The organism is Aeromonas sp. QDB20 (genome assembly GCF_027707805.1).
GTDB classification, from domain to species: Bacteria; Pseudomonadota; Gammaproteobacteria; order Enterobacterales; family Aeromonadaceae; genus Aeromonas; species Aeromonas dhakensis.
On record NZ_JAPCJC010000012.1, the window covers coordinates 100558 to 126449 of the forward strand.

25 protein-coding genes and 1 tRNA gene are annotated in these 25892 nt (G+C 60.5%); 13 read left to right on the plus strand and 13 right to left on the minus strand.

Annotation, left to right across the window (positions count from 1 at the left end; translation table 11 throughout):
• Nucleotides 1-80 precede the first annotated feature (80 nt).
• Nucleotides 81-1916, minus strand: a complete 1836-nt coding sequence (recQ, locus tag PG897_RS15000; RefSeq protein ID WP_043170587.1) for an ATP-dependent DNA helicase RecQ — start codon at nucleotides 1914-1916, stop codon at nucleotides 81-83.
• Between the two features lie 133 nt (nucleotides 1917-2049).
• Here recQ and PG897_RS15005 point away from each other — a divergent pair, with 133 nt between their 5' ends.
• Nucleotides 2050-2514 (plus strand): thioesterase family protein, encoded by a 465-nt coding sequence (locus PG897_RS15005; RefSeq protein ID WP_029306122.1) that lies wholly within the window; start codon nucleotides 2050-2052, stop codon nucleotides 2512-2514.
• 124 nt (nucleotides 2515-2638) lie between these two features.
• Nucleotides 2639-3166: an AbiTii domain-containing protein gene (locus tag PG897_RS15010; protein ID WP_005306599.1), complete on the plus strand. Its 528-nt coding sequence runs from the start codon at nucleotides 2639-2641 to the stop codon at nucleotides 3164-3166.
• A 284-nt stretch (nucleotides 3167-3450) separates the two neighbouring features.
• Here the strand turns inward: PG897_RS15010 and PG897_RS15015 are convergent.
• From PG897_RS15015 to PG897_RS15055, 9 genes are all read right to left on the minus strand, one after another.
• Nucleotides 3451-3527, minus strand: a tRNA-Pro gene (locus PG897_RS15015).
• A 155-nt stretch (nucleotides 3528-3682) separates the two neighbouring features.
• Nucleotides 3683-4387 (minus strand): MOSC domain-containing protein, encoded by a 705-nt coding sequence (locus PG897_RS15020; protein ID WP_043170586.1) that lies wholly within the window; start codon nucleotides 4385-4387, stop codon nucleotides 3683-3685.
• Between the two features lie 49 nt (nucleotides 4388-4436).
• Complete coding sequence (locus PG897_RS15025) at nucleotides 4437-5282, minus strand: ABC transporter permease subunit (RefSeq protein WP_010635772.1); 846 nt, start codon at nucleotides 5280-5282, stop codon at nucleotides 4437-4439.
• On the minus strand, nucleotides 5279-6184 hold the full coding sequence (locus PG897_RS15030; RefSeq protein WP_010635771.1) for an ABC transporter permease subunit: 906 nt from the start codon (nucleotides 6182-6184) through the stop codon (nucleotides 5279-5281). Before PG897_RS15030 ends, PG897_RS15025 begins: the two co-directional genes overlap by 4 nt.
• Nucleotides 6181-7335, minus strand: coding sequence for a polyamine ABC transporter ATP-binding protein (gene potA, locus PG897_RS15035; RefSeq protein WP_005306611.1), 1155 nt, complete (start codon nucleotides 7333-7335; stop codon nucleotides 6181-6183). Before potA ends, PG897_RS15030 begins: the two co-directional genes overlap by 4 nt.
• Nucleotides 7336-7410: 75 nt before the next feature.
• Entirely contained in the window at nucleotides 7411-8490 is a 1080-nt protein-coding gene (locus PG897_RS15040) for a polyamine ABC transporter substrate-binding protein (protein ID WP_442866313.1), read from the minus strand.
• A 122-nt stretch (nucleotides 8491-8612) separates the two neighbouring features.
• The gene (locus PG897_RS15045; RefSeq protein WP_017779519.1) at nucleotides 8613-9710 is read right to left on the minus strand and encodes a polyamine ABC transporter substrate-binding protein; all 1098 of its coding nucleotides are present in this window, start codon (nucleotides 9708-9710) and stop codon (nucleotides 8613-8615) included.
• 54 nt (nucleotides 9711-9764) lie between these two features.
• Entirely contained in the window at nucleotides 9765-11126 is a 1362-nt protein-coding gene (locus PG897_RS15050) for an aspartate aminotransferase family protein (protein ID WP_201881051.1), read from the minus strand.
• A gap of 175 nt (nucleotides 11127-11301) precedes the next feature.
• Nucleotides 11302-12633, minus strand: a complete 1332-nt coding sequence (locus PG897_RS15055) for a glutamine synthetase family protein (RefSeq protein ID WP_005306624.1) — start codon at nucleotides 12631-12633, stop codon at nucleotides 11302-11304.
• Nucleotides 12634-13101: 468 nt separating this feature from the next.
• On the opposite strand from PG897_RS15055, the gene PG897_RS15060 reads away from it, so the two are divergent.
• From PG897_RS15060 to pseC, 11 genes are all read left to right on the plus strand, one after another.
• On the plus strand, nucleotides 13102-13488 hold the full coding sequence (locus PG897_RS15060; protein WP_010635769.1) for a TraR/DksA family transcriptional regulator: 387 nt from the start codon (nucleotides 13102-13104) through the stop codon (nucleotides 13486-13488).
• Between the two features lie 173 nt (nucleotides 13489-13661).
• Nucleotides 13662-14519 carry a hypothetical protein gene (locus PG897_RS15065; protein WP_201881053.1) on the plus strand — a complete coding sequence of 286 codons (858 nt, stop codon included), beginning with the start codon at nucleotides 13662-13664 and terminating at the stop codon, nucleotides 14517-14519.
• A 52-nt stretch (nucleotides 14520-14571) separates the two neighbouring features.
• The gene (locus PG897_RS15070; RefSeq protein ID WP_026459178.1) at nucleotides 14572-15018 is read left to right on the plus strand and encodes an Mpo1 family 2-hydroxy fatty acid dioxygenase; all 447 of its coding nucleotides are present in this window, start codon (nucleotides 14572-14574) and stop codon (nucleotides 15016-15018) included.
• Between the two features lie 21 nt (nucleotides 15019-15039).
• Nucleotides 15040-15519 (plus strand): CreA family protein, encoded by a 480-nt coding sequence (locus PG897_RS15075; protein ID WP_017781235.1) that lies wholly within the window; start codon nucleotides 15040-15042, stop codon nucleotides 15517-15519.
• Nucleotides 15520-15596: 77 nt separating this feature from the next.
• Nucleotides 15597-16586 carry a 2-hydroxyacid dehydrogenase gene (locus PG897_RS15080; RefSeq protein ID WP_201881055.1) on the plus strand — a complete coding sequence of 330 codons (990 nt, stop codon included), beginning with the start codon at nucleotides 15597-15599 and terminating at the stop codon, nucleotides 16584-16586.
• Nucleotides 16587-16692: 106 nt separating this feature from the next.
• The gene (yegD, locus tag PG897_RS15085) at nucleotides 16693-18054 is read left to right on the plus strand and encodes a molecular chaperone (RefSeq protein WP_017787066.1); all 1362 of its coding nucleotides are present in this window, start codon (nucleotides 16693-16695) and stop codon (nucleotides 18052-18054) included.
• A 176-nt stretch (nucleotides 18055-18230) separates the two neighbouring features.
• Nucleotides 18231-18650 carry an META domain-containing protein gene (locus PG897_RS15090; RefSeq protein WP_017787065.1) on the plus strand — a complete coding sequence of 140 codons (420 nt, stop codon included), beginning with the start codon at nucleotides 18231-18233 and terminating at the stop codon, nucleotides 18648-18650.
• Between the two features lie 80 nt (nucleotides 18651-18730).
• Complete coding sequence (locus tag PG897_RS15095) at nucleotides 18731-19579, plus strand: HDOD domain-containing protein (RefSeq protein WP_017764864.1); 849 nt, start codon at nucleotides 18731-18733, stop codon at nucleotides 19577-19579.
• 5 nt (nucleotides 19580-19584) lie between these two features.
• Nucleotides 19585-21414 carry a maltodextrin glucosidase gene (gene malZ / locus PG897_RS15100; RefSeq protein ID WP_201881066.1) on the plus strand — a complete coding sequence of 610 codons (1830 nt, stop codon included), beginning with the start codon at nucleotides 19585-19587 and terminating at the stop codon, nucleotides 21412-21414.
• Between the two features lie 222 nt (nucleotides 21415-21636).
• Nucleotides 21637-22641: a UDP-N-acetylglucosamine 4,6-dehydratase (inverting) gene (pseB, locus tag PG897_RS15105; RefSeq protein WP_201881076.1), complete on the plus strand. Its 1005-nt coding sequence runs from the start codon at nucleotides 21637-21639 to the stop codon at nucleotides 22639-22641.
• Nucleotides 22638-23771: a UDP-4-amino-4,6-dideoxy-N-acetyl-beta-L-altrosamine transaminase gene (gene pseC / locus PG897_RS15110; protein ID WP_201881085.1), complete on the plus strand. Its 1134-nt coding sequence runs from the start codon at nucleotides 22638-22640 to the stop codon at nucleotides 23769-23771. The genes pseB and pseC overlap by 4 nt, the downstream gene beginning before the upstream one ends.
• 117 nt (nucleotides 23772-23888) lie before the next feature.
• On the opposite strand, the gene PG897_RS15115 is transcribed toward pseC, so the two are convergent.
• The 3 genes from PG897_RS15115 to PG897_RS15125 are packed head-to-tail and all read right to left on the minus strand — an operon-like array spanning nucleotide 23889 to nucleotide 25831.
• Complete coding sequence (locus PG897_RS15115) at nucleotides 23889-24656, minus strand: phosphocholine cytidylyltransferase family protein (protein WP_043170576.1); 768 nt, start codon at nucleotides 24654-24656, stop codon at nucleotides 23889-23891.
• A gap of 6 nt (nucleotides 24657-24662) precedes the next feature.
• Nucleotides 24663-25292 carry a gamma-glutamyl-gamma-aminobutyrate hydrolase family protein gene (locus tag PG897_RS15120; RefSeq protein ID WP_201881088.1) on the minus strand — a complete coding sequence of 210 codons (630 nt, stop codon included), beginning with the start codon at nucleotides 25290-25292 and terminating at the stop codon, nucleotides 24663-24665.
• Between the two features lie 5 nt (nucleotides 25293-25297).
• Nucleotides 25298-25831: a PEP-utilizing enzyme gene (locus PG897_RS15125; protein ID WP_270829181.1), complete on the minus strand. Its 534-nt coding sequence runs from the start codon at nucleotides 25829-25831 to the stop codon at nucleotides 25298-25300.
• Nucleotides 25832-25892: the final 61 nt, after the last annotated feature.

Consider the following 25892-nt stretch of genomic DNA (forward strand, 5'->3'; position numbering starts at 1 on the left):
TCCGGCCAACGGGCGCCACTCCCCTGATGTACCGCACGGGCCTGAGTCCGCCGCGGCCGATAACGCCTTGCGAATCTCCCCTACCGGCGGCAGTAGTCGATGACCAGGTCCATAAAGGCTTCGCCGAAGCGTTCCAGCTTGCGGTGACCGACGCCGTTGATCGCCAGCATCTCGTCTTCCGTCATTGGCATGAGCTGCGCCATCTCCACCAGGGTGGCATCGTTGAACACCACGTAGGGCGGCACCTCTTCATCCTCGGCGATCTGCTTGCGCAGCGCCCGCAGCTCCTTGAACAGCCGCTTGTCGTAATTGGCGTTGTCGAGCAGGCCGTTGCGCTTCTCCTTGCGGCTGGAGATGGGCTGCAGGCGGGGTACCGCCAATTCCAGCTTCACCTCGCCGCGCAGCACGGGGCGGGCAGCCTCGGTCAGCTGCAGCACCAGGTTGCGGGTGATGTTCTGGGTCAGCAACCCTTTGTGGATCAGCTGGCGGATGACGCTCATCCAGTACTCGTGGCTCTGATCCTTGCCGATGCCGTAAGTCGAGAGCTTGTCGTGGCCGTGATCCTTGATGCGCTGATTGAGCGAGCCTCGCAGCACCTCCACCACATAACCTACCCCGAAGTTCTGACCCACCCGCCAGACGCAGGAGAGCGCCTTCTGGGCGTCTTCGGTGCCGTCATAGCTCTTGGGCGGATCGAGGCAGATGTCGCAGTTGCCGCACGGCTTGTCGTTGTATTCGCCGAAGTAGTTGAGCAGCACCTGACGGCGGCAGGTCTGCGCCTCGGCGAAGGCCGCCATCACGTTGAGCTTGTACTGCTCCACCTGCAACTGCTGGGGGTTTTCGATGTTGTCGAGCAGCCGGCGCACCCGCCCGATGTCGGCAGGATCGTAGAGCAGCAGCGCCTCGGCCGGGGTGCCGTCGCGGCCGGCACGGCCGGTCTCCTGATAGTAGGATTCGATGTTCTTCGGGATGTCGTAGTGCACCACGAAGCGCACGTTGGGCTTGTCGATCCCCATACCGAACGCCACCGTCGCCACCACTATCTCGATGTCATCCTTGAGGAAGGCCTCCTGGGTCTGCTGGCGCAGCTCGAGGGGCAGTCCGGCATGATAGGGAGCTGCCTTGCAGCCGTGGCGGGAGAGCCGCTCGGCCACCTCCTCCACCCGGTTGCGGCTGGAGCAGTAGACGATACCGCAGTTGCCCTTCTGGCTCTGCACATAGCGCAGCAGCTGCTCGGCCGCCTTGAACTTCTCCACCAGGCTGTAGCGAATATTGGGTCGGTCGAAGCTGGCGGTGTGGATAAAGGGATCCTGCAATTCCAGCCGGTGCAGTATGTCGCTGCGGGTCGCCTCATCGGCGGTGGCGGTGAGCGCCACCACGGGCACCTGGGGGAACCACTGCTTGAGCCGGCCCAGCGCCGCATACTCCGGCCGAAAATCGTGTCCCCACTGGGAGACGCAGTGCGCCTCGTCGATGGCGAACAGGCCGAGCGGCAGCTCCGCCAGCCGGTCCATGAATTCGTGCTGCAGCAGGCGTTCGGGAGAGACGTAGACGATTTTTATCTCGCCGCGCCGCATGGCGGCAAAGTTCTGGATCATCTCCTCCCGGCTCAGGGCCGAGTTGATATAGACCGCCGCCACGCCGTTGGCGCGCAGGCTGTCCACCTGATCCTTCATCAGCGAAATGAGGGGAGAAACGACCACCCCGAGCCCGGGCCGCAGCAGCGCCGGGATCTGGTAGCAGAGCGACTTGCCGCCGCCGGTGGGTTTGAGCACCAGCGCATCGCGCCCCGCCACTATCTGCTCGATGATCTCGAGCTGACCCGGCCGAAACTGCTGATAGCCGAACACCGCCTGCAACAGGGCAAGGGGGTTCTCTGGCTGAGGGTCAGGCAGGGTTTCGGCAATGACGGTCATGGGCTCTCCTTTGGGGTCGCCATTCTAAAGCAGCCGCCGCCCACAATAAACCTGCCATTGCGACTGTTATGGAAGTGTTGCAGACTGGCTGGAGTTTTTACTCGGCTATGCCGACAGGGATTGGACTCAAGGAATGAAACAGATGCTCAAGAAGATGGCGCTCAGTGGCATTGCCAACCTGTTCGCCGAGAGGATGCCCTTCAACAAGCTGATCGGCATGCAGGTCACCCACTACGACTTCGACAAGGTGGAGCTGCGCATCAAGATGGAGGAGAAGCTGATTGGCAATCCCTTCCACAACATCCTGCACGGTGGCGTAACCGCCAGCCTGCTCGACGTGGCCGGCGGCATGATAGTCGCCGCCTCCTGCATCGACGAGCTGGAAGACTTCTCCCCCAGCTATCTCAAGGAGCGCTTCTCCCGCCTCGGCACCATCGATCTGCGGGTGGACTATCTGCGGCCGGGGCGCGGCAACGAGTTCATCGCCACTGCCCACATCATCCGGGCCGGCAGCAAGGTGGCCGTTGCCCGGATGGAACTGCACAACGAAGAAGGCACCCATATCGCCTTCGGTACCGGCACCTATCTGGTGGGCTGAACCCGCTCATTGCATAAAAACAGCGCTGCTAATCTGATTTTAATCATTAGAAACCTTACCCCCTCTGCCGCCACGGGGTTCATACTGAAAGTCGGGATTGTGTGCAGAGGGAGGATTGCAGGCGATGAGTGCGAAACTGGCCACCAAACCATCCAGAGCCTTGTTGAGGCAGCTCGAGTCCATGCTCGACGAGGTGCAGACACCCGAGTGTCGCCACTGGCTGGAACAGGAGCTTGAGGGATACTCTCTCTGTTCGCCCCTGCCCTGGTATCGCATCATAGCCTGTCGGCAACGCGGTCACTTCTTGGATCTGAAGACGGGAAAATACCTGACCTGTCACATCAACAGTCAAACGCTAAGCCAACGCGATCTGGCCCAGATTCAGTTCATCTATGCCCGTGAACCCGCCGCCCACTATTTGCTGCAACGCAATTCCGGTATTGAGCCCTGGCCAGAACAGCTGCTGGAAGATTATCAGGAGCAGCTGATCCCTGGCCATCTGTGCCTGCAAGCCTGGCATGAGCCCGTGTCTTCATTACGCGAACAACTGATGGAGGGAATAGAACATTTCATTAGTGAGTACCCCAAGCACGCGGCCTTGCAACCTCAACACAGCTTCAAGGCATTGCGGCATCAGCACTGGCATATCTAACAGGCGCCTGGCGCGCAAGGAGGGCACCATAGACAGAACCCAACGAGAGATTGCCACAATCTAGAGTGCCGGAGTCAGGATCAGACTCCACCCTGGGCCACCGAGCGGTGGCCCTTTTATTGTCTGACACAGGGCAATCCTGCAAACGAGATAGGCGAGGCTGCGAGGCTGCGAGGCTGCGAGGCATCGCATACCATCGTACGACTGCCAGCGTTGGAGCCAGCCTCTGCTTAGGCGAAAGCCAAATGCAAAAAGGCCGCTCTATTGAGCGGCCTTTTCTAATGTGGTCGGTGTGAGAGGATTCGAACCTCCGACCCCTTCGTCCCGAACGAAGTGCGCTACCAAGCTGCGCTACACACCGATGTCTGCGGGACGGGAATTTACCGAAAGCCCCGACCCGACACAAGCCTTTTTTGCATTAAAAAGGAAAAAAAGTGCTGTTCGCTCAACTATTCAGCACTCCCCCCGCCGTTTTACCGAAATGCAGCCGGACGGTGACATTTCGCTAACCCAGCCTCAGGGCAGACGAAGCGACTCAGGCCCCAGCAACCGGCGTTGCCAATCCGCAATCGTGCCGTGCTCCAGCCAGTCCGCCGCATGCTTGCGCCAGTTGGGCGAGAGGGCCGGATTTTCCAGCAGCAACAGCAGGTCCGCCTCGTTGCGTAGCTGATTGAACAGGATATCGGCGGTACGCTTCACCGTGAGCTCAGGGTAGGGTCTGTCCACCAGCTCCAGTCGCTCCTGCGGCATCACCATCCCCTCCTCCAGCACCCGCAGCAACCAGCCGCAGCGGCCACTGAGCTGCATCACCTGCGACATCTGGCCATAGCCGAAACGCTGGTTGAGCTTGAAACAAGGCGATCTGGGCTGGCTTATCTGGATCAGCGCCTCGCCGAGCCGATAGACATCGCCGATGCAGGCCTGCGCCTCGGTCAACCCGACCCCGGAGAGGTTCTCGCCAAAGGCGGCGGGCTGCCAGGGGGTACGCGGGGCCGCTAGGCCCAGCGCCGTCTGCCAGTTGTGCCACCAGGGGTAGTGATCGGCGGGATAGTAGTGCAGCGCCCGATCCGGGCCGCCATGGTGGCGCTGGTCGCACTGTTCGTCGCCCGCGAGACCGCTGACGCCGCACCAGAGCGGTATGGTGGTGGCTTGTTTGTGGATGGCACTGACAAGACCGGGAACCAGTTCGGCACCCTGGCCGCTAAAGATGGAGATCCGCATTCTCATCCTCCGGATTGACGAGAGAATGCGGATCTTATCATGTGAGGGGTCAGGCGACTGCCTGCATCTGTGTGGTCATGGCGATCTCGGCACGGCGGCGTTTCTCAGCCTTGGCCATCAGATACCAGCTGCCGAAGGTGAACAGCGATACCGACAGCAGGATCAGGCTGGCCACCGCGTTGATCTCGGGCTTAACCCCAAGCCGCACCGCCGAGAAGACCTCCATCGGCAGGGTGGTCGAACCCGGGCCGGAGACGAAGCTCGCCAGCACCAGATCATCCAGCGACAGGGCAAACGACATCATGCCGCCCGCTGCCAGCGAGGGGGCGATCATCGGAATGGTGATCAGGAAGAACACCTTCCAGGGTTTGGCCCCCAGATCCATGGCCGCCTCCTCGATGGAGAGATCCAGCTCCCGCAGCCGCGCCGACACCACGATCGCCACATAGGCGGTACAGAAGGTGGTGTGGGCTATCCAGATGGTCACCATGCCCCGCTCGGCAGGCCAGCCCACCAGCTGGGCCATGGCCACGAACAGCAGCAGCAAGGAGAGACCGGTGATCACCTCGGGCATCACCAGCGGCGCCGTCACCATGCCGCCGAACAGGGTCCGACCGCGGAAGTGCGGGATCCGGGTCAACACGAAGGCCGCCACCGTCCCCAGCGCCACCGCCGAGATGGCGGTGTAGAAGGCAATCTCCAGCGAGCGCAACACGGAGCTGATCAACTGCTTGTTGTCGAGCAGGCCGAAGTACCACTTCAGCGACCAGCCCCCCCATACCGTCACCAGCTTGGAGGCGTTGAAGGAGTAGATCACCATGATGATCATGGGCAGGTAGATGAACAGCAGCCCCAGCCACAGCATCAGCTTGGCAAAACCGAAACGTCTCATCATGCCTTGCCCTCCAGCTCTTTGGCCTGGTTACGGTTGAACAGGATGATGGGGATGATCAGCACCGCCAGCATCACCACCGCCAGCGCGGAGGCCACCGGCCAGTCGCGGTTGTTGAAGAACTCCTGCCACAGCACTTTACCTATCATCAGGGTCTCGGGGCCGCCCAGCAGCTCCGGAATGACGAACTCGCCCACCACCGGAATGAACACCAGCATGCAGCCGGCGATGATGCCGTTCTTGGAGAGCGGTACCGTGATCCGCCAGAACCGGGTCAGGTTGCGGGCCCCCAGATCGGAGGCCGCCTCCAGCAGGCTCTGGTCATGCTTGACCAGGTTGGCGTAGAGCGGCAGCACCATGAACGGCAGGTAGGAGTAAACGATGCCGATGTAGACCGCCAGGTTGGTATTGAGGATCTGCAGCGGCTCGTCGATGAGGCCGATGCCCATCAGCAGGCTGTTGAGCAGGCCGTTGTTGCTGAGAATGCCCATCCAGGCGTAGACCCGGATCAGGATCGCGGTCCAGGTCGGCATCATGATGAGCAGCAGCAGTACGGTCTGGGTCTCCTTGTTGGCCCGCGCAATGGAGTAGGCCATGGGATAACCGATCAGCAGGCAGAGAATGGTGCTGACCAGGGCCATCTTGAGGGAGCCGAGATAGGCCGCAATGTAGAGCTCATCCTCTCGCAGCAGCAGGTAGTTGCCCATGTTGAGCAGTATGGTGAGCTGATTGTCCGCCCAGCTCACCACGTCGGTGTAGGGCGGGATCGCCACGTCCGCTTCGGCGAAGCTGATCTTCACGACGATGATGAAGGGCAGCAGGAAGAACAGGAACAACCAGAAGAACGGGATGCCGATCACCAGCTGCCGCCCCCCCAACGACTTCAGTCGTTTCAATGCCATCATGATTGCAGCACCACGCCGCTGTCATCTTCCCAGTAGAGGAACACCTGGTCATCCCAGGTCGGCCGCTTGCCGTGGCGTTCGGCGTTGGCGATGAAAGCCTGAACGATTTTGCCCGAGGGCAACTGGATGTAGTAAACCGAATGACCGCCCAGATAGGCGATGTCGTAGACCTCGCCCTTGGTCCAGTTGAAGTCCGGATGCTCGATCTCCACCGGCTTTTGCAGGCTCATCAGCAGCTTTTCCGGCCGCAGGGCGTAGGTCACCTTCTTGTTCTCGGCGCGGGAGCTGATGCCATGGCCCACGTAGATGGGCTGCTCCAGATCGGCGCAGGCGATGGTGGCGTGGTCCTGCTCATCCTCCACCAGCAGGCCGTCAAACAGGTTGACGTTGCCGATGAACTCGCACACCAGCCGGCTGGCCGGGGTTTCGTAGATATCCATCGGGCTGCCGATCTGCTCGATGCAGCCCAGGTGCATGATGGCGATCCGCTCGGCCATGGTCATGGCTTCTTCCTGATCGTGGGTCACCATGACGCAGGTAACCCCGACCCGTTCGATGATCTCGACCAGCTCCAGCTGCATCTGGGAACGCAGCTTCTTGTCGAGCGCCCCCATGGGCTCATCCAGCAACAGCAGCTTGGGCCGCTTGGCTAGCGAGCGCGCCAGCGCCACCCGCTGACGCTGGCCACCGGAGAGCTGATGGGGCTTGCGGCGGGCATACTGGGTCATCTGCACCAGCTTGAGCATCTCCTCTACCCTGGCGTCGATCTCCGCCTTGGGCAGGTTGTCCTGCTTGAGACCGAAGGCGATGTTCTGCGCCACCGTCATATGGGGGAACAGGGCGTAGGACTGAAACATCATGTTGATGGGACGCTCATAGGGCGGCATGTCGGTGATGTCGACGCCGTCGAGGAACAGCCGCCCCTCGGTGGGGCGCTCGAACCCCGCCAGCATCCGCAGCAGGGTCGACTTGCCGGAGCCGGACCCGCCCAGCAGGGCGAAAATCTCGCCCTTGTGGATGTTGAGGGACACGTTGTCGACCGCCAGCGTTTCATCGAACTGCTTGCTTACCCTGTCTATCTTGACCAGCACTTCTTTGCGTTGCTGGCTGCCCTCGAGGGCTTTCTTGTAGGCACTGGAGGCTATCGCCATTACCAAACTCCCAAAGGTAATACCGGCCGGGGCCGATCCATAAAACAGTCTGGCGCCCCGGGACGGGCGCCAAGGTTAGGTTCCGGACTTGATCCTGGTCCAACTCCGGGTGATCAGACGCTGCACCGCACGGGGATGTGCCTGCTGCACATAGAGCCGTTCCAGCACCGCCTGGGGTGGATAGACGGATTCGTCTTCGCGCACGCGTTTCTCCATGAACTCTCCCGCCCTGCTGTTGGGGTTGGCATACCCCACGTAATCGCTCACCTTGGCGATGACGTCAGGCTCGAGAATGTAGTTGATGAGGGCGTGCGCCTCTTTCACGTTGGTGGCATCGGCCGGGATCGCCATCATGTCGAACCAGAGGTTGCCCCCCTCCTTCGGAATGCTGTAGGCGATCTTGATCCCCTTGCCCGCCTCCTCGGCCCTCGCCGCCGCTTGCAGGATGTCACCGGAGAAGCCGGCCGCCACGCAGATGTTGCCATTAGCGAGATCACCGATGTACTTGGAGGAGTGGAAGTAGGCCACGTAGGGGCGCACCTTGAGCAGCTGCTCTTCGGCCTGCTTGAGGTCCGCCGGCTCATGGCTGTTGGGGTCGAGCCCCAGATAGTTGAGCGCCGCCGGGATCATCTCGTCCGCCGAATCGAGGAAGGCCACCCCGCAGTGGGAGAGCTTCTTCATGTTTTCCGGCTCGAAGATGGTCGCCCAGGAGTCGATCTTGTCGACCCCCAGCACCGCCTTGACCTTCTCGACGTTGTAACCGATGCCGTTGGTGCCCCACAGATAAGGCACGGCGTATTGATGGCCCGGATCCACCTTGTCGAGCTGCTTGAGCAGCACGGGATCCAGATTGGCCAGATTGGGCAACAGGGCGGGATCCAGCTTCTGGAAGGCCCCCGCCTTGATCTGCTTGGCCAGGAAATTGTTGGAGGGCACGACCAGATCGTAACCGGTACGGCCGGTCAGCAGCTTGCCTTCCAGCGTCTCGTTGGAGTCAAACACGTCATAGACGGTCTTGATCCCGGTCTTTTGCTGGAAGTCGCTGAGGGTGGTCTCGCCGATATAGTCGGACCAGTTGTAAAAATGAACCACAGGGGCTGCCTGGGTCAGATTTGCAAACCCCAGGGTCAGGGCCAGCGTAGCTATCTTGGTCATGTGCACTTACTCAGTCCTCTTTATGTGTGATTTGCCAGTGCGCATCCATACGCGCCGTCCAACCTGTCGGGTGGGTCACCACCCTCCCGGCCGAACTGCGGACCGGGAGGGGCACTCTTCACTTACTTGCCTGACTTGATCTTGGTCCAGCTACGAGTCATCAGACGCTGCACCTTGGCCGGCAGATCCGGGAAGGTGTAGATCTTCTTGAGGGTCTCATCGCTCGGGTAGATGCCCGGATCGTTGCGGATCTTCTCGGACACCAGCGGCACGGAGGCCTTGTTCCCGCTCGGGTAGCTGACGGCGTCGGAGATCTGGGCGATCACCTCGGGCTTCATCAGATAGTTCAGGAATACATGGGCCGCTTCCACGTTCTTGGCATCGGCCGGAATGGCCAGCATGTCGAAGAAGCTGCCTGCCCCCTCTTTCGGGATCACGTAGGTCAGATTGATGCCGTTCTTGGCCTCGATCGCCCGGGACTTGGACTGCTGCAAGTCACCGGAATAGCCGACCGCCACACACAGGTTGCCGTTGGCCAGATCCGAAATGTACTTGGAGGAGTGGAAGTAGGCGGTGTAGGGACGGATGGAGAGGAACAGCTCCTCCGCCTTCTTCAGCTCGTCTGGCTTCTGGCTGTCCGGCTTGAAGCCCAGGTATTGCAGGGCGGCCGGCAGCATTTCAGTCGGCGAGTCGAGGAAGGAGACACCGCACTCCTTCAACTTGGCCATGTTTTCCGGTTTGAACACCAGATCCCAGGAGTCCACCGGCGCCTTGTCACCCAGCACGGCTTTCACCTTCTCCGGGTTGTAGGCATAACCGATGGTGCCCCACAGGTAAGGAATGGAGTACTGGTTACCCGGGTCGCTCGGTTCGAGCGCCTTGAGCAACGAGGTATCCAGGTTTTGCCAGTTGGAGAGCTTGGACTTGTCCAGTTTCTGGAACACGCCCGCCTTGATCTGCTTGGCCAGGAAGGGGTTGGACGGCACCACGATGTCATAGCCCGAGCTGCCTGCCAGCAACTTGGCTTCCAGCACCTCGTTGCTGTCGAACACGTCGTAGACCACCTTGATGCCCGTCTCTTTCTGGAAGTCTTCCAGGGTGTTTGGCGCGATATAGTCGCTCCAGTTGTAGACGTGCAACACCTTCTCTTCGGCCATCGCCGCGCCGCTCATCATGACCAGCGCCACCGAGGCTGCAATCATTCCCGTTTTGAAAGACATCGTCCTTGTCTCCTAAGCAAATTGTATGCGCAAGCCAACCTGCCCGGCGCCCGCCTATCCCCGCAGCTTTGCCGCCGTCAGATCCAGACTGAGCCTGGCCAGATTGACCAATTCATCCACCTGTTCCTCGGTGATCACCAAGGGGGGCGATATGATCATGGTATCGCCGACCGCCCTCATCACCAAGCCATTGTTAAAGCAGAACTCCCGACAGGTCATACCGGCCTGCAGCTCAGCCGGGAAGCGGCTGTTGGTCTGCTTGTCCTGCACTATTTCCAGCGCGGCCACCAGGCCTTTACCACGGGTTTCGCCCACCAGCGGATGGTCCGCCAGCTCCGCCCAGCGACGCTGCAAATAGGGGCCGATACTATCATGAACTCGCTTAACTATGCTTTCGTTTTGCATAAGCGTAATGTTGGCAATGGCCACGGCGCAGGCCACCGGATGACCGGAGTAGGTGAAGCCGTGGTTGAATTCGCCCCCCTCTTCCACCATCACCTTGGCGACCCTGTCCCCCACCATCACGGCCCCCATCGGCAGGTAGCCGGAGGTGATCCCCTTGGCCAGGCACATGAGGTCCGGCTTGATACCGAAGCCTTCACTGGCAAACCAGTGACCGGTGCGGCCAAAGCCGCAGATCACCTCGTCGGCGATGAGCAGGATGCCGTACTTGTCGCAGATGTGCTGGATCTCCGGCCAGTAGCTGTCGGGCGGGATGATGACACCGCCGGCGCCCTGGATCGGCTCGCCGATGAAGGCGGCCACCTTGTCCACCCCCAGCTCCAGAATCTTCTCCTCCAGCTGACGGGCACGAGCCAGGCCGAATTCGTGGGCGCTCATCCCCTGCCCCTCGCCGAAGTGATAGGGCTGATCGATGTGCACTATGCCGGGGATCGGCAGCCCGCCCTGGGCGTGCATCCCCTTCATGCCGCCCAGGCTGGCCCCGGCCACGGTGGAGCCGTGGTAGGCGTTGTGGCGGCTGATGATCACCTGCTTGTCCGGCTGCCCCTTGCTGGCCCAGTAGTGGCGCACCATGCGCAGCACGGTATCGTTGCACTCGGAGCCCGAGCCGGTGAAGAAGACGTGGTTGAGGTGCGGCGGCGTGATCTCGGCCAGCAGGGTCGCCAGCTCGGCAGCGGGCGGGTGGCTGGTCTGGAAGAAGAGGTTGTAGTAGGGCAGTTGCTGCATCTGGCGGGTGGCGGCGTCCACCAGCTCCTGGCGACCGTAACCCAGGTTGACGCACCACAGACCCGCCATGCCGTCCAGAATGCGCTTGCCTTCAGAGTCTTCCAGATAGACCCCCTCGGCACGGGTGATGATGCGGCTGCCTTTCTTGTTCAGCGCCTGAAAATCGGTAAACGGATGCAGATGATGGCTGGCTTCCAGTTGCTGCCACTCACGGGTGGTGTGCTGCATTGCTTGCTCCTCGGTTCCTTCGATGTAAGCGATGTTTGTTCGTCAACGGATGAGGGAGGGGGGCTCCCCCACTCACGCGTGGGAGAGCCTGACCTTGGCCCCGGCATTGTCGATATGAGCGGGAACGCCCTCGGGCGCTCCCGGCAGGCCGATGCGCGTCAGGCGCGCACCCGGGTCACACGTTCAGCAGCAGGAACTCCCGTTCCCAGCGGCTGATCACCCCGAAGTAGGTTTCATACTCCTTGCGCTTCACCGCCACGAAGGCGCGGGTAAAGCGCTCGCCCAGCATCTCCTTGATGGGATCGCACTGCTCCAGGTGGCTCAGTGCCTCCTCCAGCGAGCGGGGCAGGCTGTAGGGCAGCTCGTAGGCGCTCGACTTCATCTCCGGCAGCGGCTCCAGCTTCTCCATCATGCCGAGGTAGCCGCAGGCCAGGGTGGCGGCCAGCGCCAGATAGGGGTTGGCATCAGCGCCGGCGAAGCGGTTCTCCACCCGGCGGGCGCTGGCCTCGGAGAAGGGCACCCGCAGCCCGCAGGTGCGGTTCTCCACCCCCCACTGGACGTTGCGCGGCGCGCTCTCGCCGAAGGTGAGGCGGCGGTAGGAGTTGACGTTGGGGGCCAGCAGCGCGGTCACCGCCGGGGTGTATTTCTGCAGGCCGGCGATGAAGTGCATGAACAGCTCGGAGTTGCCGCCGTTCTCGGCCCCGAACAGGTTGCGACCGTTCTCATCCTCCAGGCTCTGGTGAATGTGCATGGCGGAACCGGGCTCGTCGCTCATCGGCTTGGCCATGAAGGTGGCGTAAATCCCGTGACGGTGGGCCGCCTCGCGCATGGTGCGCTTGAACAGGAACACCTGGTCGGCCAGATCGATGGCATCCCCGTGCAGGAAGTTGATCTCCATCTGGGCGGCACCGGATTCGTGGATCAGGGTGTCCACCTCCAGCTCCTGCGCCTCGCAGTAGTCGTACATGTCCTCGAAGATGGGGTCGAATTCGTTCACCGCGTCGATGCTGAACGACTGGCGGGCCGTCTCCGGGCGACCGTTGCGGCCGGTGGGCGGCACCAGCGGATAGTCGGGGTCTTCGTTGCGCTTGACCAGGTAAAACTCCAGCTCGGGGGCAACCACCGGCTTCCAGCCCTGCTTCTCGTAAAATGACAGGACCCGACGCAGCACGGAGCGCGGCGCTATGTCGATCAGCTTGCCATTGATGTCGAAACAGTCGTGGATCACCTGGGCGGTGGGCTCCAGTGCCCAGGGTACGAAACGAATGGTGTTGGGATCTGGATAGAGCTGCATGTCCCGCTCCAGCGGGTCGATCATGCTGTCGTCATCCGGATACTCGCCGGTCACCGTCTGGGTGAAGATGACCTCGGGCAGGCGCATGCCCCCTTCGCGCAGAAACTTGTTGGCTGGAATGATCTTGCCTCGGGCATTGCCGGTGAAATCCGGAAACAGGCACTCCACTTCCGTGATGCGATTGCTCTCCATCCAGCCCTTGATACTGTCCATGTTAAACCCCGACTCTACGGTTGCCATTGGCAAGGGTGTCTAATATATGGAACACCCTTGTTATCAAATTGTAATCGACACCACCATAAAAGCCCGCCATCAGGGGCAATGTCAAGCGGTGGTGTTTAAAAAACTATAAATAACGGCGCATATAATGACCATGGCGGGAACAAATACTAAACACCCTGTCATGGTAACGACCCACTGCAAAGCCGGTGCCAACGAGGCGTGTTACTCCCGTATGTTCTCAGTCAGACCCTGTCGGAATCGGGCCATTTTTTTGCAAGGGCGCACAATCCTTGTCCTCTTTGCTTTGCATGCCTGCATTTTTTTGGTACAAGGCCCGCCCTGATTTGCACTCTCCTGCATGGATTTGGTGCAAATACAGGACACAGGGCTTGGTCTGCAGGCAGACAGCCCCCATAAACAGGGATAATTGGGTTAGTAAACTGACTGGTAGTAAATCGTATGTGTGATTTCATGACTGAAGACCAACTGGCCTTTTACAAGGGACAGATCGAGCGCCAGATCCTCGAACTCGAAGATCGCCTCAACTCCCAGGCCAGCCAGGCCATCGCCACCGATACCAACGAGATGGCTGATGAAATTGACCGTGCCAGCATCGAGGAAGCCCGCCGTCTGGAGCTGAACCGCATCGAGCATGACAAGCTGCATCTGCGCAAGCTGCGTGGTGCGCTCAAGCGCATCAGCGAAGGGGATTTCGGTTACTGCGAATCCTGCGGTGACGAGATCTCCCTCAAGCGGCTGCAGGCGCGTCCCGAGTCCCGCTTCTGCGTTGAATGCCAGAGCACCAAGGAGTTCAACGATACCCACGTGTATCGTCGCGTCGCCTGACGCCTCCCCACGCCGTCACTGGCGCTCGCCGGCGGGATGACGAGCAGGCCCTGTCTGCCTCGATGCAGGCGGGGTCCCTGCCTCGCCGCTCCCCGCGCCACGGCAGCGCAGCAACAGAGTGACAAGTTCTGTTAGACTCCGGGCAAGCCCCGGAATCTACAGGAGAGCAGAGAGTGAAATGGTTCCTCAAACTGTGCTTGTGTCTGCCGTTGCTGGCACAAGCACAGACCCTCACGGTCAAGGTGCCCAGCCGACCGATCAACGACCTCGACAAAGAGTACCAGCTCAAGCTGCTGGAACTGGCCCTCACCCATGCCGACCAGCCGTTTCGCATCCAGCAGGTCGAACTCAACCTCAACCAGTACAGCCTGCAGCAGCAGCTCAGCAAGGGCAAAACCATTAATGTGTTCTGGATGGGAACCTCCAGCGCCCTCGAATCCTCCCTCATCGCCGTGCCGATCCCGTTGTTTCGCGGTCTGGAAGGGCTGCGGCTCTCTTTCATCCACGCCGATGCCCAGGAAAAATTCAACCAGATCAACTCGCTGGCCGATCTCAAGCAGCTGAAGGCGGCGCAAGGGGTGGGCTGGGCCGACAACAAGATCCTCGAAAACGCAGGCATCCCCACCTATTCGGGGCGCTACAGCAACCTGTTTCGGCTGATCAACGACGGTGACAAGCTGGACTTCTTCCCGCGCAACCTGGTGGAGATCTTCGCCGAGCGCAGCGAGCTGGTGGCGCAATACCCCAACCTGGTCATCGATCAGCATCTGCTGATCCGCTACCCCTTCGCCGAGTTCTTCTTCGTCAGTCCCGAGGCGCCGAAACTGGCCAAGGCGATTCAGACCGGGCTTGAGCGGGCCTATGCCGACGGCAGCTTCATGAAGTTCTTCCGAGAGAACCCCAAGATCCGCGAGGCGCTGGCCAGTGCCAAGCTCGACCAGCGGGTCACCATCGCCCTGCCCAATCCCGACATGACCCCCTTGCTCAAGAGCATTCCGGCCCAATATTGGGAGTATCCCCCGCAGGGATGACGAATCGGCCACCTCAACCGGGGTGGCACACACAGCGCGCCAGGGAGGTGCCATGAAGGGAATCGAGGAGTGGTTTGAGCTGTACGGCCAGAGCCACCAACACCCGGTCAATGTGACCATCCACAAGCTGGCGGTACCGGGTATCTATCTCTGCGCCCTGGCCCTGCTCTGGTGCCTGCCGGCCGGGCCGCTGCCACCGTCGCTCAACTGGGCTGCGCTGGCTGCCATTCCGGTGCTGGCCTTCTACCTGCGGCTGTCGTTTGCGCTGTTCGTGGGGATGGTGGTGCTGACCGCGCTGGGCTTGGTCATTTGCCACAGCTGGCAAGGCCCCTTGCTGTGGCCGGCACTGGCCGGGTTCGTGCTGCTCTGGATAGCCCAGTTCGTCGGTCACAAGATCGAGGGCAAGCGCCCCTCCTTCCTCGCCGACCTGCAATTTCTGCTGATCGGCCCCGCCTGGGTGCTGGCCAGCCTCTATCGTCGTTTGGGCATTCCCTACTGAGGGAAGCCAACAGGAGATACCATGAGATACCGTCACCCCCTTGCTCGCGCCCTGCCGCTGCTGCTGGGCGCATTGATTGCCGGCCCGGCGCTGGCCGACAAGGCCGATCCCGTCGGCGAGGTGAGCACCGCCTTCAAGCTGTTTGGCCCCAACCACAAGATCCTGGTGGAGGCGTTCGACGACCCGCGCATCGACGGCGTCGCCTGCTATCTGGCGCGCCCCAAGACCGGCGGTGTCAAGGGCGGGCTCGGGCTGGCGGAAGACCCCTCCCACGCCTCCCTGTCGTGCCACCAGATCGGCCCTATCACCCTGCCTGCCAAGCTGAAGGCGGGGGAAGAGGTGTTCGACGTCAGCACCTCGCTGGTGTTCAAGGAGCAGAAAGTTGTGCGCTTTTACGATCAAAAGCGCAACGCGCTGGTCTATCTGACTTACAGCACCAAGCTGGTGGATGGTTCTTACAAGAGTGCGGTCAGTGCCGTGCCCATTATGCCGTGGGGCTGAATCCCCACCATTTATCCCGTGATGACGCCCCATATTTGTTGTAATTTAACCACATCATTATCTGCGGAGAGCGCACCATGAGAGTCGCCGTTTTCAGTACCAAGAGCTACGACAAAGAGCACTTCAATCAGGCCAACAGCCAGTACGGTTATGAACTTGAGTTCTTCGACGTGCGGCTGGAGGCCAAGACTGCCCGGCTGGCCCACGGCTTCCCCGTGGTGTGCCTGTTCGTCAACGACGATGCCGACCGCGAGGTGCTGACCGAGCTGGCCGCCAACGGCACCAAGGTGATCGCCCTGCGCTGCGCCGGCTACAACAACGTGGATCTGGCCGCCGCCAAGGAGCTGGGGCTGAAGGTGGTGCGAGTGCCCGCCTACTCCCCGGAAGCGGTCGCCGAGCACGCGGTGGGCCTGATGATGACCCTCAACCGTCGCATCCACAAAGCCTATCAACGCACCCGTGACGCCAACTTCTCGCTGGAGGGGCTGGTCGGCTTCAACATGCACGGCCGCACCGCCGGCATCATAGGCACCGGCAAGATCGGCATCGCCACCCTGCGCATCCTCAAGGGCTTCGGCATGCGCCTGCTGGTGAGCGATCCCTATCCGAACCAGGCGGCCATCGATCTGGGCGCCGAGTACGTGGATCTCGATACCCTGTTCCGCCAGTCCGACGTCATCAGCCTGCACTGCCCGTTGTTCAAGGAGAACTACCACCTGCTGAACAAGGAGGCGTTCGCCAAGATGAAGGACGGGGTGATGATCATCAACACCAGCCGGGGCGGCCTGCTCGACTCCAACGCCGCCATCGAGGCGCTCAAGACCGCCCGTATCGGCGCGCTGGGGCTGGACGTCTACGAGGAGGAGGAGGATCTCTTCTTCGCCGACAAGTCCAACGAGGTGATCACCGATGACGTTTTCCGCCGTCTGTCGGCCTGCCACAACGTGCTGTTCACCGGTCACCAGGCCTTCCTGACCCGCGAGGCGCTGCACGCCATCGCCGACACCACCCTCAGCAACATCCGCGCCATCGACAGTCAGGGCCTCTCTGACAACGAGGTGGAATAAGGGGCCTTCCCTACCCCTCAGCGGTTCATTGCCGTGCGCCGGGTTGTGAGACCCGGCGCCTTCGGGTAGGCTACCAGCCCTTTTTTGCTCAGGAGTCTGGCTGCCCATGTTTATCGGATTTGATTACGGTACCTCCAACTGTGCCGTCGCCGTGATGGAACAAGGCAGCCCCCGGCTGCTGAACCTGAGCGGTGCCCACTACCTTCCCTCCACCCTGCACGCCCCCCACCGGGATGCCATCGCCGGCCTGTTGGCCGAAGGGCTGGCGCCTGCCCAGCAGAGCGAGTACCTCAAGCTGCGCGGCCCCGTGGTAACCCGGGCCCAGGCGGTACGCCGCCAGATGCGCGAAGAGGGACTGATCGACGAGCTCAGCTTCGGCGCTGCGGCGCTGGAGCGCTATCTGGAAGAGCCGGACGACGGCTACTACATCAAGTCGCCCAAATCCTTCCTCGGCGCCTACGGCCTCAAGGCACCACAGATCGCCCTGTTCGAAGACATCGTCTGCGCCATGATGCTGCACGTGCGGCGCGAGGCGGAGCAGCAGCTCGGCGCGCCGATTCGCCGGGCCGTGGTTGGCCGCCCGGTCAACTTCCAGGGGTTGGCGGGGGAAGAGAGCAACCGTCAGGCCATCGCCATCCTGAGCGAGGCGGCGCGCCTCGCCGGATTCGAGCAAGTGGAGTTTCTCTATGAGCCGGTGGCGGCCGGCTTCGAATTCGAGGCCCGCCTCAACGAGGATGCGGTGGTGCTGGTGGTGGACATCGGCGGCGGTACCACCGACTGCTCGGTGCTGCGGATGGGCCCAAGCCATCGTGCCCAGCTTGATCGCAGCGGCGATCTGCTCGGCCACAGCGGTCAGCGCATCGGTGGCAACGACTTCGACATCCGGCTGACGGTGGAGGGCATGATGCCGCTGCTCGGCATGCACGAGACCCTCAAGACCGGCAAGCCGCTGCCCCATCCTCTGTTCTGGGATGCCGCCGCCATCAACGACGTCAGTGCCCAGAGCCGCTTCTACAGCCTGGAGACGGGCCGCCAGCTGCAGGATCTGCAGCTCGACAGCCTACCCGGCAGCAAGCTGGGGCGCCTCGCCAGTCTGCGTGCCCACAAGCTGAGCCACCAGTTGGTGTGGCGCGCCGAGCAGGGCAAGATCGCCCTCTCCCAGGAGGAGTCGGCCCAGCAATCTCTGGCCGAGCTGGAGCGCGGGCTGACGGCCGAGCTCAAGCGCGATCAGCTGGCCAGCGCCTCCACCCCGCTGCTGGAGAAGATCGGTGAGCTGATGGACGAAGCCATCGCCGCCGCCGGCGTCCAGCCGGACCGGGTCTTCATTACCGGCGGCAGCGCCCGCTCGCCCCTCATCCAGGCCTTCATCCGCCAGAAGCTGCCCCAGGTACCGCTGGAAGGGGGCGATGACTTCGGCTCGGTCGCCTCCGGTCTGGCCCGTTACGCCGAGCGGCTGTTCGGCAACTGACGCCCCGGCGAGGGTGCCGGCGACGACGCTGGCACTCTTTGCAAGGCCAGTGTTGCCATTTAACGACACAGGCCCAATCCGCGGGACGACAGAAGCGGTCGGGGGCACTCCCCCTTGCCCTGCCTGGGGGGCCGCACAGAGGGTATGCTTGTCACTCCCACTACCGGAGCCCTTTCATGCCCAGATTCTTGCTACTGCTGCTCGCCCTGCTTCTGCTCAGCGCCTGCAGCAGTACTCCCCGCTTTGCCTCGCAAGACCTGCAGCACCACCACTGGGTGCTCGACAAGCTGGATGGCCAACCCGTCACCGCGGCGCGAGACAATCCGCCCGATTTCGAGATAGGTGAGCACTTCACCGTCAACGGCATCGCCGGTTGCAACCGCTACTTCGGTCAGGGCCACCTCGAGGGGAACAAGTTCTGGGTGACCAGTCTGGGCAGCACCGAGATGGCCTGCCAGGCCCCGCTCGATGCGGTGGAGCAGGCGGTGCTGACCACCCTCACCGAAGGGGCCACCCTGGATGGCACCACCCAGACCCTGATCCTGCAGGGCAAACGGCATCGTTTGGAATACACCCTGCGCGACTGGGTGCTGTAACCCCCCCTTCGCATCACAAAGCCGGATCACAAACAGGAACATGTGCCCCGCCTGTGGCACAATATGAGGCAGTGCTCGCAATGGAGGCTGCCTCAGCCATGTCGATGGACCGTCTGTTTGACAAGATCAAACAACTCCCCACTATCCCGCAACTGCTGCATGAGTTGATGCAGAGCTTCAGCGATGAAAATGCCCGCATCGACCAGATCGCGGCCAAGATCGCCATGGACCAGGTGATCAGCGTCAAGGTGCTGCGAATGGCCAACTCGGCCGCCCTGCGCCGCGGCAACGAAGTCACCTCCATCGAACAGGCGGTGATCCGCCTCGGTTTCAACCGGCTGCGCTCTGTGGTGGTCGCCTCCGGCATCATCGGCAGCTTCAAGGCCCCTCCCAGCTTCGACAAGAACAAGTTCTGGACCGAGACCTTCCAGGTCGCCACCATCGCCAAGACGCTGGCCCAGGAGGCCAAGGTGCTCGACCCCGAGACCGCCTTCACCTGCGCCCTCATCCACAACATCGGCGAGCTGCTGATCCAGAGCACATTGCCGGAAGAGGCGGAGCTCATCAATCTGGCGATCCAGAAAGGGAGCAGCCGGGTCGAGGCCCAGCGCGAGATGCTGGGGTACGACTACGCCCAGCTCGGCGCCGAGCTGGCGCGACGCTGGAACCTGTCGGAGGCCTTCGTCGACGCCATCTCCCAGCAGCTGGATCCCCTCTCCCACGATCCGGTCAGCAAGGAGGCGGTACTGATCCGCCTGGCGGTCTTCATCTCCTTCGCCTGGAACGCCGGGGTGCCGGCCCAGGCCATCATAGCCCGCTTCCCCAAGCCGCTGGCCGACCAGCTGGGACTGGATCCCAAGTCCCTCGCAGGTCAGCTCGAAACACTGCATGAACAGGGTAATGCCCTCGCCGATCTTCTGACTCAATAAGCATCATGACCCATCCGTTTCTGTTTCATCCCCAGGTGGCGCCCTGGTTCAAAGAGAGCGCCGACGCCCTGCAACTCACCCTGTTCAGCGAGCTGGACGCGCCGATCCGCGAGGTGTGGCTGCGCCACGAGCCGGACAACGAGGAGTACCTGATCCCGATGACGGCGATCTCCACCCGCGATCGGCTGCAGGTATGGCAGGGCACCTTGCCGCTTCACAAGGGGCAGGACATCCACCTCTACTGTTTCAAGTGTCTCACCGACGAGGAGCAGTGGTGGCTGCACGGGGCCGGCGTCAGCTCGGCCATGCCGCCGCGGGAACAGCATTTTCGCTTCAACAGCCTGCACCAGCCACCGGCCTGGGTGCAGGATCAAGTGTTCTACCAGATCTTCCCGGACCGCTTCTGCAATGGCGACCCGTCTCTCAGCGTCAAACATCACGAATACGAGTACCGCGGCAAGGCGGTCATCAGCAAGGCGTGGGGCGAGCCGGTCAGCCGCCACGAAGAGGGCCACGGCGCCTGCGAGTTCTACGGCGGCGATCTGGCGGGCATCGATGCCAAGCTGCACTACCTGCAATCTCTCGGGGTGACGGCGCTCTACCTCAACCCCATCTTCGATTCGCCGAGCAACCACAAGTACGACACCCAGGACTACTTCAAGGTGGATGCGCATCTGGGCACCAACGACCAGTTCGCCGAGCTGACACGCAACCTGCACCAGCGCGGCATGAAGATCATTCTGGATGCGGTGGTCAACCACACCTCCACCGAGCACCCCTGGTTCTGCCCACCGCTGGGGGCCCAGCGCAACCCGGACTCGCCGTGGCGCAGCTTCTACACCTTTGACAACGAAGGGGATTACGTCAGCTGGAAGGGCATCCGCAGCCTGCCCAAGCTCGACTTCTCCAGCGAACAGGTGCAGGACGCCGTCTATCGCGCCGATGACGCCATCCTGCGCTATTGGATGCGCGCCCCCTACCAGATCGATGGCTGGCGCTTCGACGTCATCCACATGCTGGGGGAACGCGGCACCGCCGAGGGCAACCGCGGCCACGTGCGCGCCATTCGCGGCGCGGTGAAGCAGGAGAACCCGGACGCCTACGTGCTGGGCGAACACTTCTTCGAGGCGAGCCAGTGGTTGCAGGGGGATCAGGAGGATGGCGCCATGAACTACTACGGCTTCGCCCACCCGATCCGCGCCTTCCTAGCTGGCCAGGACATCGCCTACCACCCCATCAAGATCAGCGCCGAAGAACTGGATCGCTGGCTCAAGCTGGCGCGGGCCCACATCCCGTTCAAGAATCAGCTGGCCCAGTTCAACCTGCTGGACAGCCACGATACCGCCCGCTTCCTCCATCTGCTGGGGGAGGACAAGCAGCGGATGCGGCTCGCGGCCACCCTGCTGCTCACCTATATCGGCGTGCCCTCCATCTACTACGGCGATGAAGTGGGGCTCTCTGGCGGCAACGATCCGGACTGCCGCCGCTGCTTCCCGTGGGAGACCACCGCCTGGGACCATGTGCTGCACGACCACTACCGCCGGCTGATCCAGATCCGCCGGCAGCGTCCGGCCCTGCGCCGCGGCGACATCCAGACCCTCTATGCCGGCCCCCACAGCTATGTGTTCGCCCGCACCCTGCAAAGCGATCAGGTGGTGGTGGCCTGCAACCGTCACCCCAGCGAGCCGCGCACCATCAGCCTGCCCCTGTGGCAGACCGCCAGTCCCGCCAGCCGCTTCACCGACGCCTTCAACGGCGACAAATTCGAAGTAGTGCAGGGCGAGATACAGCTCACCATCCCCGCCAACTCGGCCAGAGTGCTGCTCTCCAGCTAGGCGTCAAAAAAGCGGAACCCCTGTGTTCCGCTTTTTGTTAAAGCCCCCGAGATCGCATAAAGTTGTTTGAACTGGGTTGGATTTCTCTATGAATCATCTAGTTAGTTCACTCAGAGTGGAATAAAACTGGCATCATACAAGGCCGCTTCCGACCCTTTTCGGCTAAACTGGCCCAAGGCACATAAATTGCTTGTCACTTGGCATCACTAGCGAGAATCCGTCATGTTCGACAATAAAACCCTATTGATTACCGGCGGCACTGGCTCGTTTGGCAAGATGCTGGTCAAGACAGTGCTGGAACGCTACAAGCCGAAACGGCTGATCATCTACTCCCGCGACGAGCTGAAACAGTTCGAGATGCAGCAGGTCTTCAACGCCCCCTGCATGCGCTACTTTATCGGCGATGTGCGGGATGCCAACCGGCTCACCATGGCGATGCGTGGGGTCGACTATGTGGTGCATGCGGCGGCGCTCAAGCAGGTGCCAGCCGCCGAATACAACCCCATGGAGTGCATCAAGACCAATATCCACGGGGCCGAGAACGTCATCCAGGCCGCCCTGCTCAATCAGGTCAAGAAGGTGATCGCCCTCTCCACCGACAAGGCAGCCAACCCCATCAACCTGTACGGCGCCACCAAACTGGCCTCCGACAAGCTGTTCGTCGCCGCCAACAACATCGCCGGTCAAGATCCAACCCGTTTCGCGGTGGTGCGCTACGGCAACGTGGTGGGGTCGCGCGGCTCGGTCGTGCCCTTCTTCCAGAAACGGATCAATCAGGGCGCCACCACCCTGCCCATCACTCATGTCGAGATGACCCGTTTCTGGATCACCCTGCAGCAGGGGGTGGACTTCGTGATGAACAACTTCTCGCGCATGAAGGGGGGCGAGATTTTCGTGCCCAAGCTGCCCTCGGTGCGGATCACCGACCTGGCTACCGCCATGGCCCCTCAGCTGGACCAGGAGATCATCGGCATCCGCCCGGGTGAGAAACTGCATGAAGTGATGTGCCCGTGTGACGACTCCTACCACACCTTCGAGTTCGATGACTTCTTCATCATCGGGCCGACCATCAACTTCAACAACCGCAACAACGACTTCTCCGTCACCGCCTCGGGTGAAAAGGGAACCATGGTGGCCCAGGGATTCGAGTACAACTCCCGTGACAACGCTGATTTTCTGACGGTTGAACAGCTGAAAGCATTGAACAGCAAGGTGGTAATGGAATGATCCCGTACGGCAGACAGTCGATCAGCGAAGCGGATATCGAAGCCGTGGTCGAAGTATTGAGGTCAGATTTTCTGACCCAGGGACCCGTGGTGCCCCGCTTCGAGCAGGCAGTGGCGGATTACTGCGGAGCCCGCTTCGGGGTGGCGGTCAACTCAGGTACGGCCGCCCTGCATATCGCCTGTCTGGCTCTGGGTGTCGGCCCGGGTGACTGGGTCTGGACCTCCCCCATCAGCTTTGTCGCCTCGGCCAACTGCGCTCTCTATTGCGGGGCTCAGGTCGACTTCGTCGACATCGAGCCCGATACCGGCAACATGTGCGCCATGGAGCTGGAGCGCAAGCTGGTAGCCGCCAAGGCTCAAGGATGTCTGCCCAAGGTGGTCATCCCGGTACACTTCGCGGGCCTTCCCTGCGACATGCAGGAGATCCATCGCCTGGGACAGGAGTACGGTTTTCGGATCATCGAGGATGCCTGCCACGCCCTCGGCGCCCGCTATCAGGGTGAACCCACCGGCAACGGCCGCTACAGCGACATCACCGTCTTCAGCTTCCACCCGGTGAAGATCATCACCACCGGCGAGGGTGGCATGGCGATGACCAACGACCCTGCGCTCACCAAAACCATGCGCATGCTACGCAGCCACGGCATCACCCGCGAACCGGAAGACTTCATCAACGAACCGGATGGCCCCTGGTACTACGAGCAGCAAATGCTGGGCTTCAACTACCGAATGACCGATATTCATGCGGCATTGGGGTTGAGTCAGATGGCTCGACTCGAGGAATTCTTGGTTAAACGACGGAAAATTGCCGCACGTTATCAGGCTGAATTACCACGTCCCAGTCTGAAAATATTAGCCCGTCGCGACGGACGGATTTCTGCTTGGCATCTGTTTGTGATCAAAGTACCAGCAGAACTCCGCAAGACACTTTTCGTACAGTTGAAAGAAGCAGGAATCGTTGCCAACGTACACTACATGCCAATTTCAGCCCAACCAGCCCATCAGCGAAAAGCGCCCGCAGATACAGACTCAGCCCATCACTTTTATCAAACTATAACGAGTATTCCTCTGTATCCGATGCTATCTGACACTCAACAAAACAAGGTTATAGAGGTTCTCAGGAGGGTTTAATCAAGCACGAGTCAGAACTGCTGGTTTCATTAGGCTAGGCGATATTGCTTAATTGTGAGACTACAGTTGCCTTATGAACCAACCACACAGTACACCACACCAATAAAAATTTACTTATCAATAACTTAATTTGCTATCAGCCCGCCAATCATGACTCCAGCCAAGTTCGGCAATCCGTTGTTCGTACAAAGTTATATCCGAAGGATTATCTACTTCGACCCAACCACCAGAGATCGCAACCGTCGCAATAGGAGCACCTTGAGACAACAATAATCGCAACAGGCTAGTCATATCCAGCTTGTTAATTTGTTCGGTGCTGAGTCCTGCTAACACTGCGGATACTCCCTGCCAACCCTCAGGGGTAAACTTTAACAAGCCCATATATTGCCCTTCGATCTCTTCTCGAGCCTGAGCCTGTTCACCGATAGTGATCAATTGACCCTCCTGCTGTCGGAAGCTTTCTGCGTCCGATAAGGGATCCCCAAACCGGGCCGACCAGAGTGACCACCACTCCCTGTCATAGCTGATGGCTAATGGCGCATCAGATGCCATCAAGGTTCTGATGATCCCAGGACGATAGGCAATATCCCCGTAACAGACAAGTGTTGGCGCCGCCGACAGTACAGCATCCGCACACATTAGGCTACGGACCATGTTAGAACTAGCCCAGTTGGCGTTCATGATTCGGCTGTTACCGTAACCTTGTAGGGCTTCACTGCAATATCCGCAAACAACATGAACACTATCGACACCCGCTGCGGCTAGCGATGCCAACTGCCATTCAATCAACGGTTTACCAGCCAACTTTGCCAACGGTTTGGGTTGGTTTTCGGTCATGGAGCCAAGACGGGAACCTCGCCCGGCCGCTAAAATTATGGCTTGCATATCACCTCACTCAAAAAGCCATCGACATAGTTGCCGATCAAATTCATGGCAGAATCCCTCACGTTCTGGGTGCCACATGACACCAACTAATTTCATGTGCTGATGGGTAAAAGCTTCACAATAACCATCGTCATCGACGACCAGAGTCTGCAAACAGGCAGGTAGCGGTAAGGGTATCCGGTTGGCGTGATAGGAGTTGACCTCATAACACAATGTCTCGCTCATGCCTCCCCATGGCAATGTCCGTTGCTTTGAGACTGAATGCCGAGTTGCCACATGATGGGCACCACCCATAATAACCAGCTCGCCACCAAAGAAGCGTTGAATCAACTGCATCCCTCGGCAGATGCCCAGCACCGGCCACTGGTGGTTTACAGCATGTTCCAGCAGAGCATACTCACTCTCATCCCGTAGAGGATCCGAGCCGAGATCCTCACCGCCAGTTACGATGAGCCCCTCGACCCCCTGAGCCTGGGCGTAAGCCACGCTCTGTGAACCAAGATTGGGTAACAATACCCACTCCCACCCCCAATCTAATTGCAGCAAAAAACGATACCAATCCCGAGCGAGCCCATCACGGGCCTCTTGATAACCCACCGCCTGACATGTCCGTAAAGTGATGCCTATCCGCTTCATGTGTGTCACACCAAATTAATTGTCTTATCCTGACAGTTCAGGACAATACCCCGACAACGCAACAGGCGGCTGAACAACTGCTCACCACAGCCAATAGCCGCCGGGATACCAAATTCAGCACAACGAATGGCCATGTGGGAATTGGCTCCACCATATTGCGTAACCAAACCAGCAATATCCCGTGTAAAGACCCAGTCATAACCAGGATCTGCATTCTCGATGCAGACAATCCGCCCCTGTAATGCCGTGGTGACCGGTGTGTCTTGCTGCAGCAATATTCCCTCGGCTTCCACTCGTTTTTGCGTAATAAAATTAGGCAGGCTGCGATGCATTGGTACAACGAACACATCATCCGCCCCCGAAATCAAATGGCCAAGTTTCAGAGAAATGGCCTGCTGGTACTCATGTCTGGCTTTATCTACCCACTTCAATACGACGCGGTCGATATCATCCAGCAGCGGAGAAACCAGACTATCCAGCAGTTGGAATATATCCAGGTAAGAAAGATCCTCCCGCGATAGACTGAGGTGTCCTGACAAGATCGGACAGTCCCGGATCAAGCAGCCTGAGCAGTTCTCCAATACCTCTTGTTAAACTCCG

Excerpts from the sequence above, each read along its gene's own strand:
- recQ (WP_043170587.1), bottom strand. The coding sequence starts at position 1,916 with ATGACCGTCATTGCCGAAACCCTGCCTGACCCTCAGCCAGAGAACCCC.
- PG897_RS15005 (WP_029306122.1), top strand. The coding sequence starts at position 2,050 with ATGAAACAGATGCTCAAGAAGATGGCGCTCAGTGGCATTGCCAACCTG.
- PG897_RS15010 (WP_005306599.1), top strand. The coding sequence starts at position 2,639 with ATGAGTGCGAAACTGGCCACCAAACCATCCAGAGCCTTGTTGAGGCAG.
- PG897_RS15020 (WP_043170586.1), bottom strand. The coding sequence starts at position 4,387 with ATGCGGATCTCCATCTTTAGCGGCCAGGGTGCCGAACTGGTTCCCGGT.
- PG897_RS15025 (WP_010635772.1), bottom strand. The coding sequence starts at position 5,282 with ATGATGAGACGTTTCGGTTTTGCCAAGCTGATGCTGTGGCTGGGGCTG.
- PG897_RS15030 (WP_010635771.1), bottom strand. The coding sequence starts at position 6,184 with ATGATGGCATTGAAACGACTGAAGTCGTTGGGGGGGCGGCAGCTGGTG.
- potA (WP_005306611.1), bottom strand. The coding sequence starts at position 7,335 with ATGGCGATAGCCTCCAGTGCCTACAAGAAAGCCCTCGAGGGCAGCCAG.
- PG897_RS15040 (WP_442866313.1), bottom strand. The coding sequence starts at position 8,490 with ATGACCAAGATAGCTACGCTGGCCCTGACCCTGGGGTTTGCAAATCTG.
- PG897_RS15045 (WP_017779519.1), bottom strand. The coding sequence starts at position 9,710 with ATGTCTTTCAAAACGGGAATGATTGCAGCCTCGGTGGCGCTGGTCATG.
- PG897_RS15050 (WP_201881051.1), bottom strand. The coding sequence starts at position 11,126 with ATGCAGCACACCACCCGTGAGTGGCAGCAACTGGAAGCCAGCCATCAT.
- PG897_RS15055 (WP_005306624.1), bottom strand. The coding sequence starts at position 12,633 with ATGGACAGTATCAAGGGCTGGATGGAGAGCAATCGCATCACGGAAGTG.
- PG897_RS15060 (WP_010635769.1), top strand. The coding sequence starts at position 13,102 with ATGTGTGATTTCATGACTGAAGACCAACTGGCCTTTTACAAGGGACAG.
- PG897_RS15070 (WP_026459178.1), top strand. The coding sequence starts at position 14,572 with ATGAAGGGAATCGAGGAGTGGTTTGAGCTGTACGGCCAGAGCCACCAA.
- PG897_RS15075 (WP_017781235.1), top strand. The coding sequence starts at position 15,040 with ATGAGATACCGTCACCCCCTTGCTCGCGCCCTGCCGCTGCTGCTGGGC.
- PG897_RS15080 (WP_201881055.1), top strand. The coding sequence starts at position 15,597 with ATGAGAGTCGCCGTTTTCAGTACCAAGAGCTACGACAAAGAGCACTTC.
- yegD (WP_017787066.1), top strand. The coding sequence starts at position 16,693 with ATGTTTATCGGATTTGATTACGGTACCTCCAACTGTGCCGTCGCCGTG.
- PG897_RS15090 (WP_017787065.1), top strand. The coding sequence starts at position 18,231 with ATGCCCAGATTCTTGCTACTGCTGCTCGCCCTGCTTCTGCTCAGCGCC.
- PG897_RS15095 (WP_017764864.1), top strand. The coding sequence starts at position 18,731 with ATGGAGGCTGCCTCAGCCATGTCGATGGACCGTCTGTTTGACAAGATC.
- malZ (WP_201881066.1), top strand. The coding sequence starts at position 19,585 with ATGACCCATCCGTTTCTGTTTCATCCCCAGGTGGCGCCCTGGTTCAAA.
- pseB (WP_201881076.1), top strand. The coding sequence starts at position 21,637 with ATGTTCGACAATAAAACCCTATTGATTACCGGCGGCACTGGCTCGTTT.
- pseC (WP_201881085.1), top strand. The coding sequence starts at position 22,638 with ATGATCCCGTACGGCAGACAGTCGATCAGCGAAGCGGATATCGAAGCC.
- PG897_RS15115 (WP_043170576.1), bottom strand. The coding sequence starts at position 24,656 with ATGCAAGCCATAATTTTAGCGGCCGGGCGAGGTTCCCGTCTTGGCTCC.
- PG897_RS15120 (WP_201881088.1), bottom strand. The coding sequence starts at position 25,292 with ATGAAGCGGATAGGCATCACTTTACGGACATGTCAGGCGGTGGGTTAT.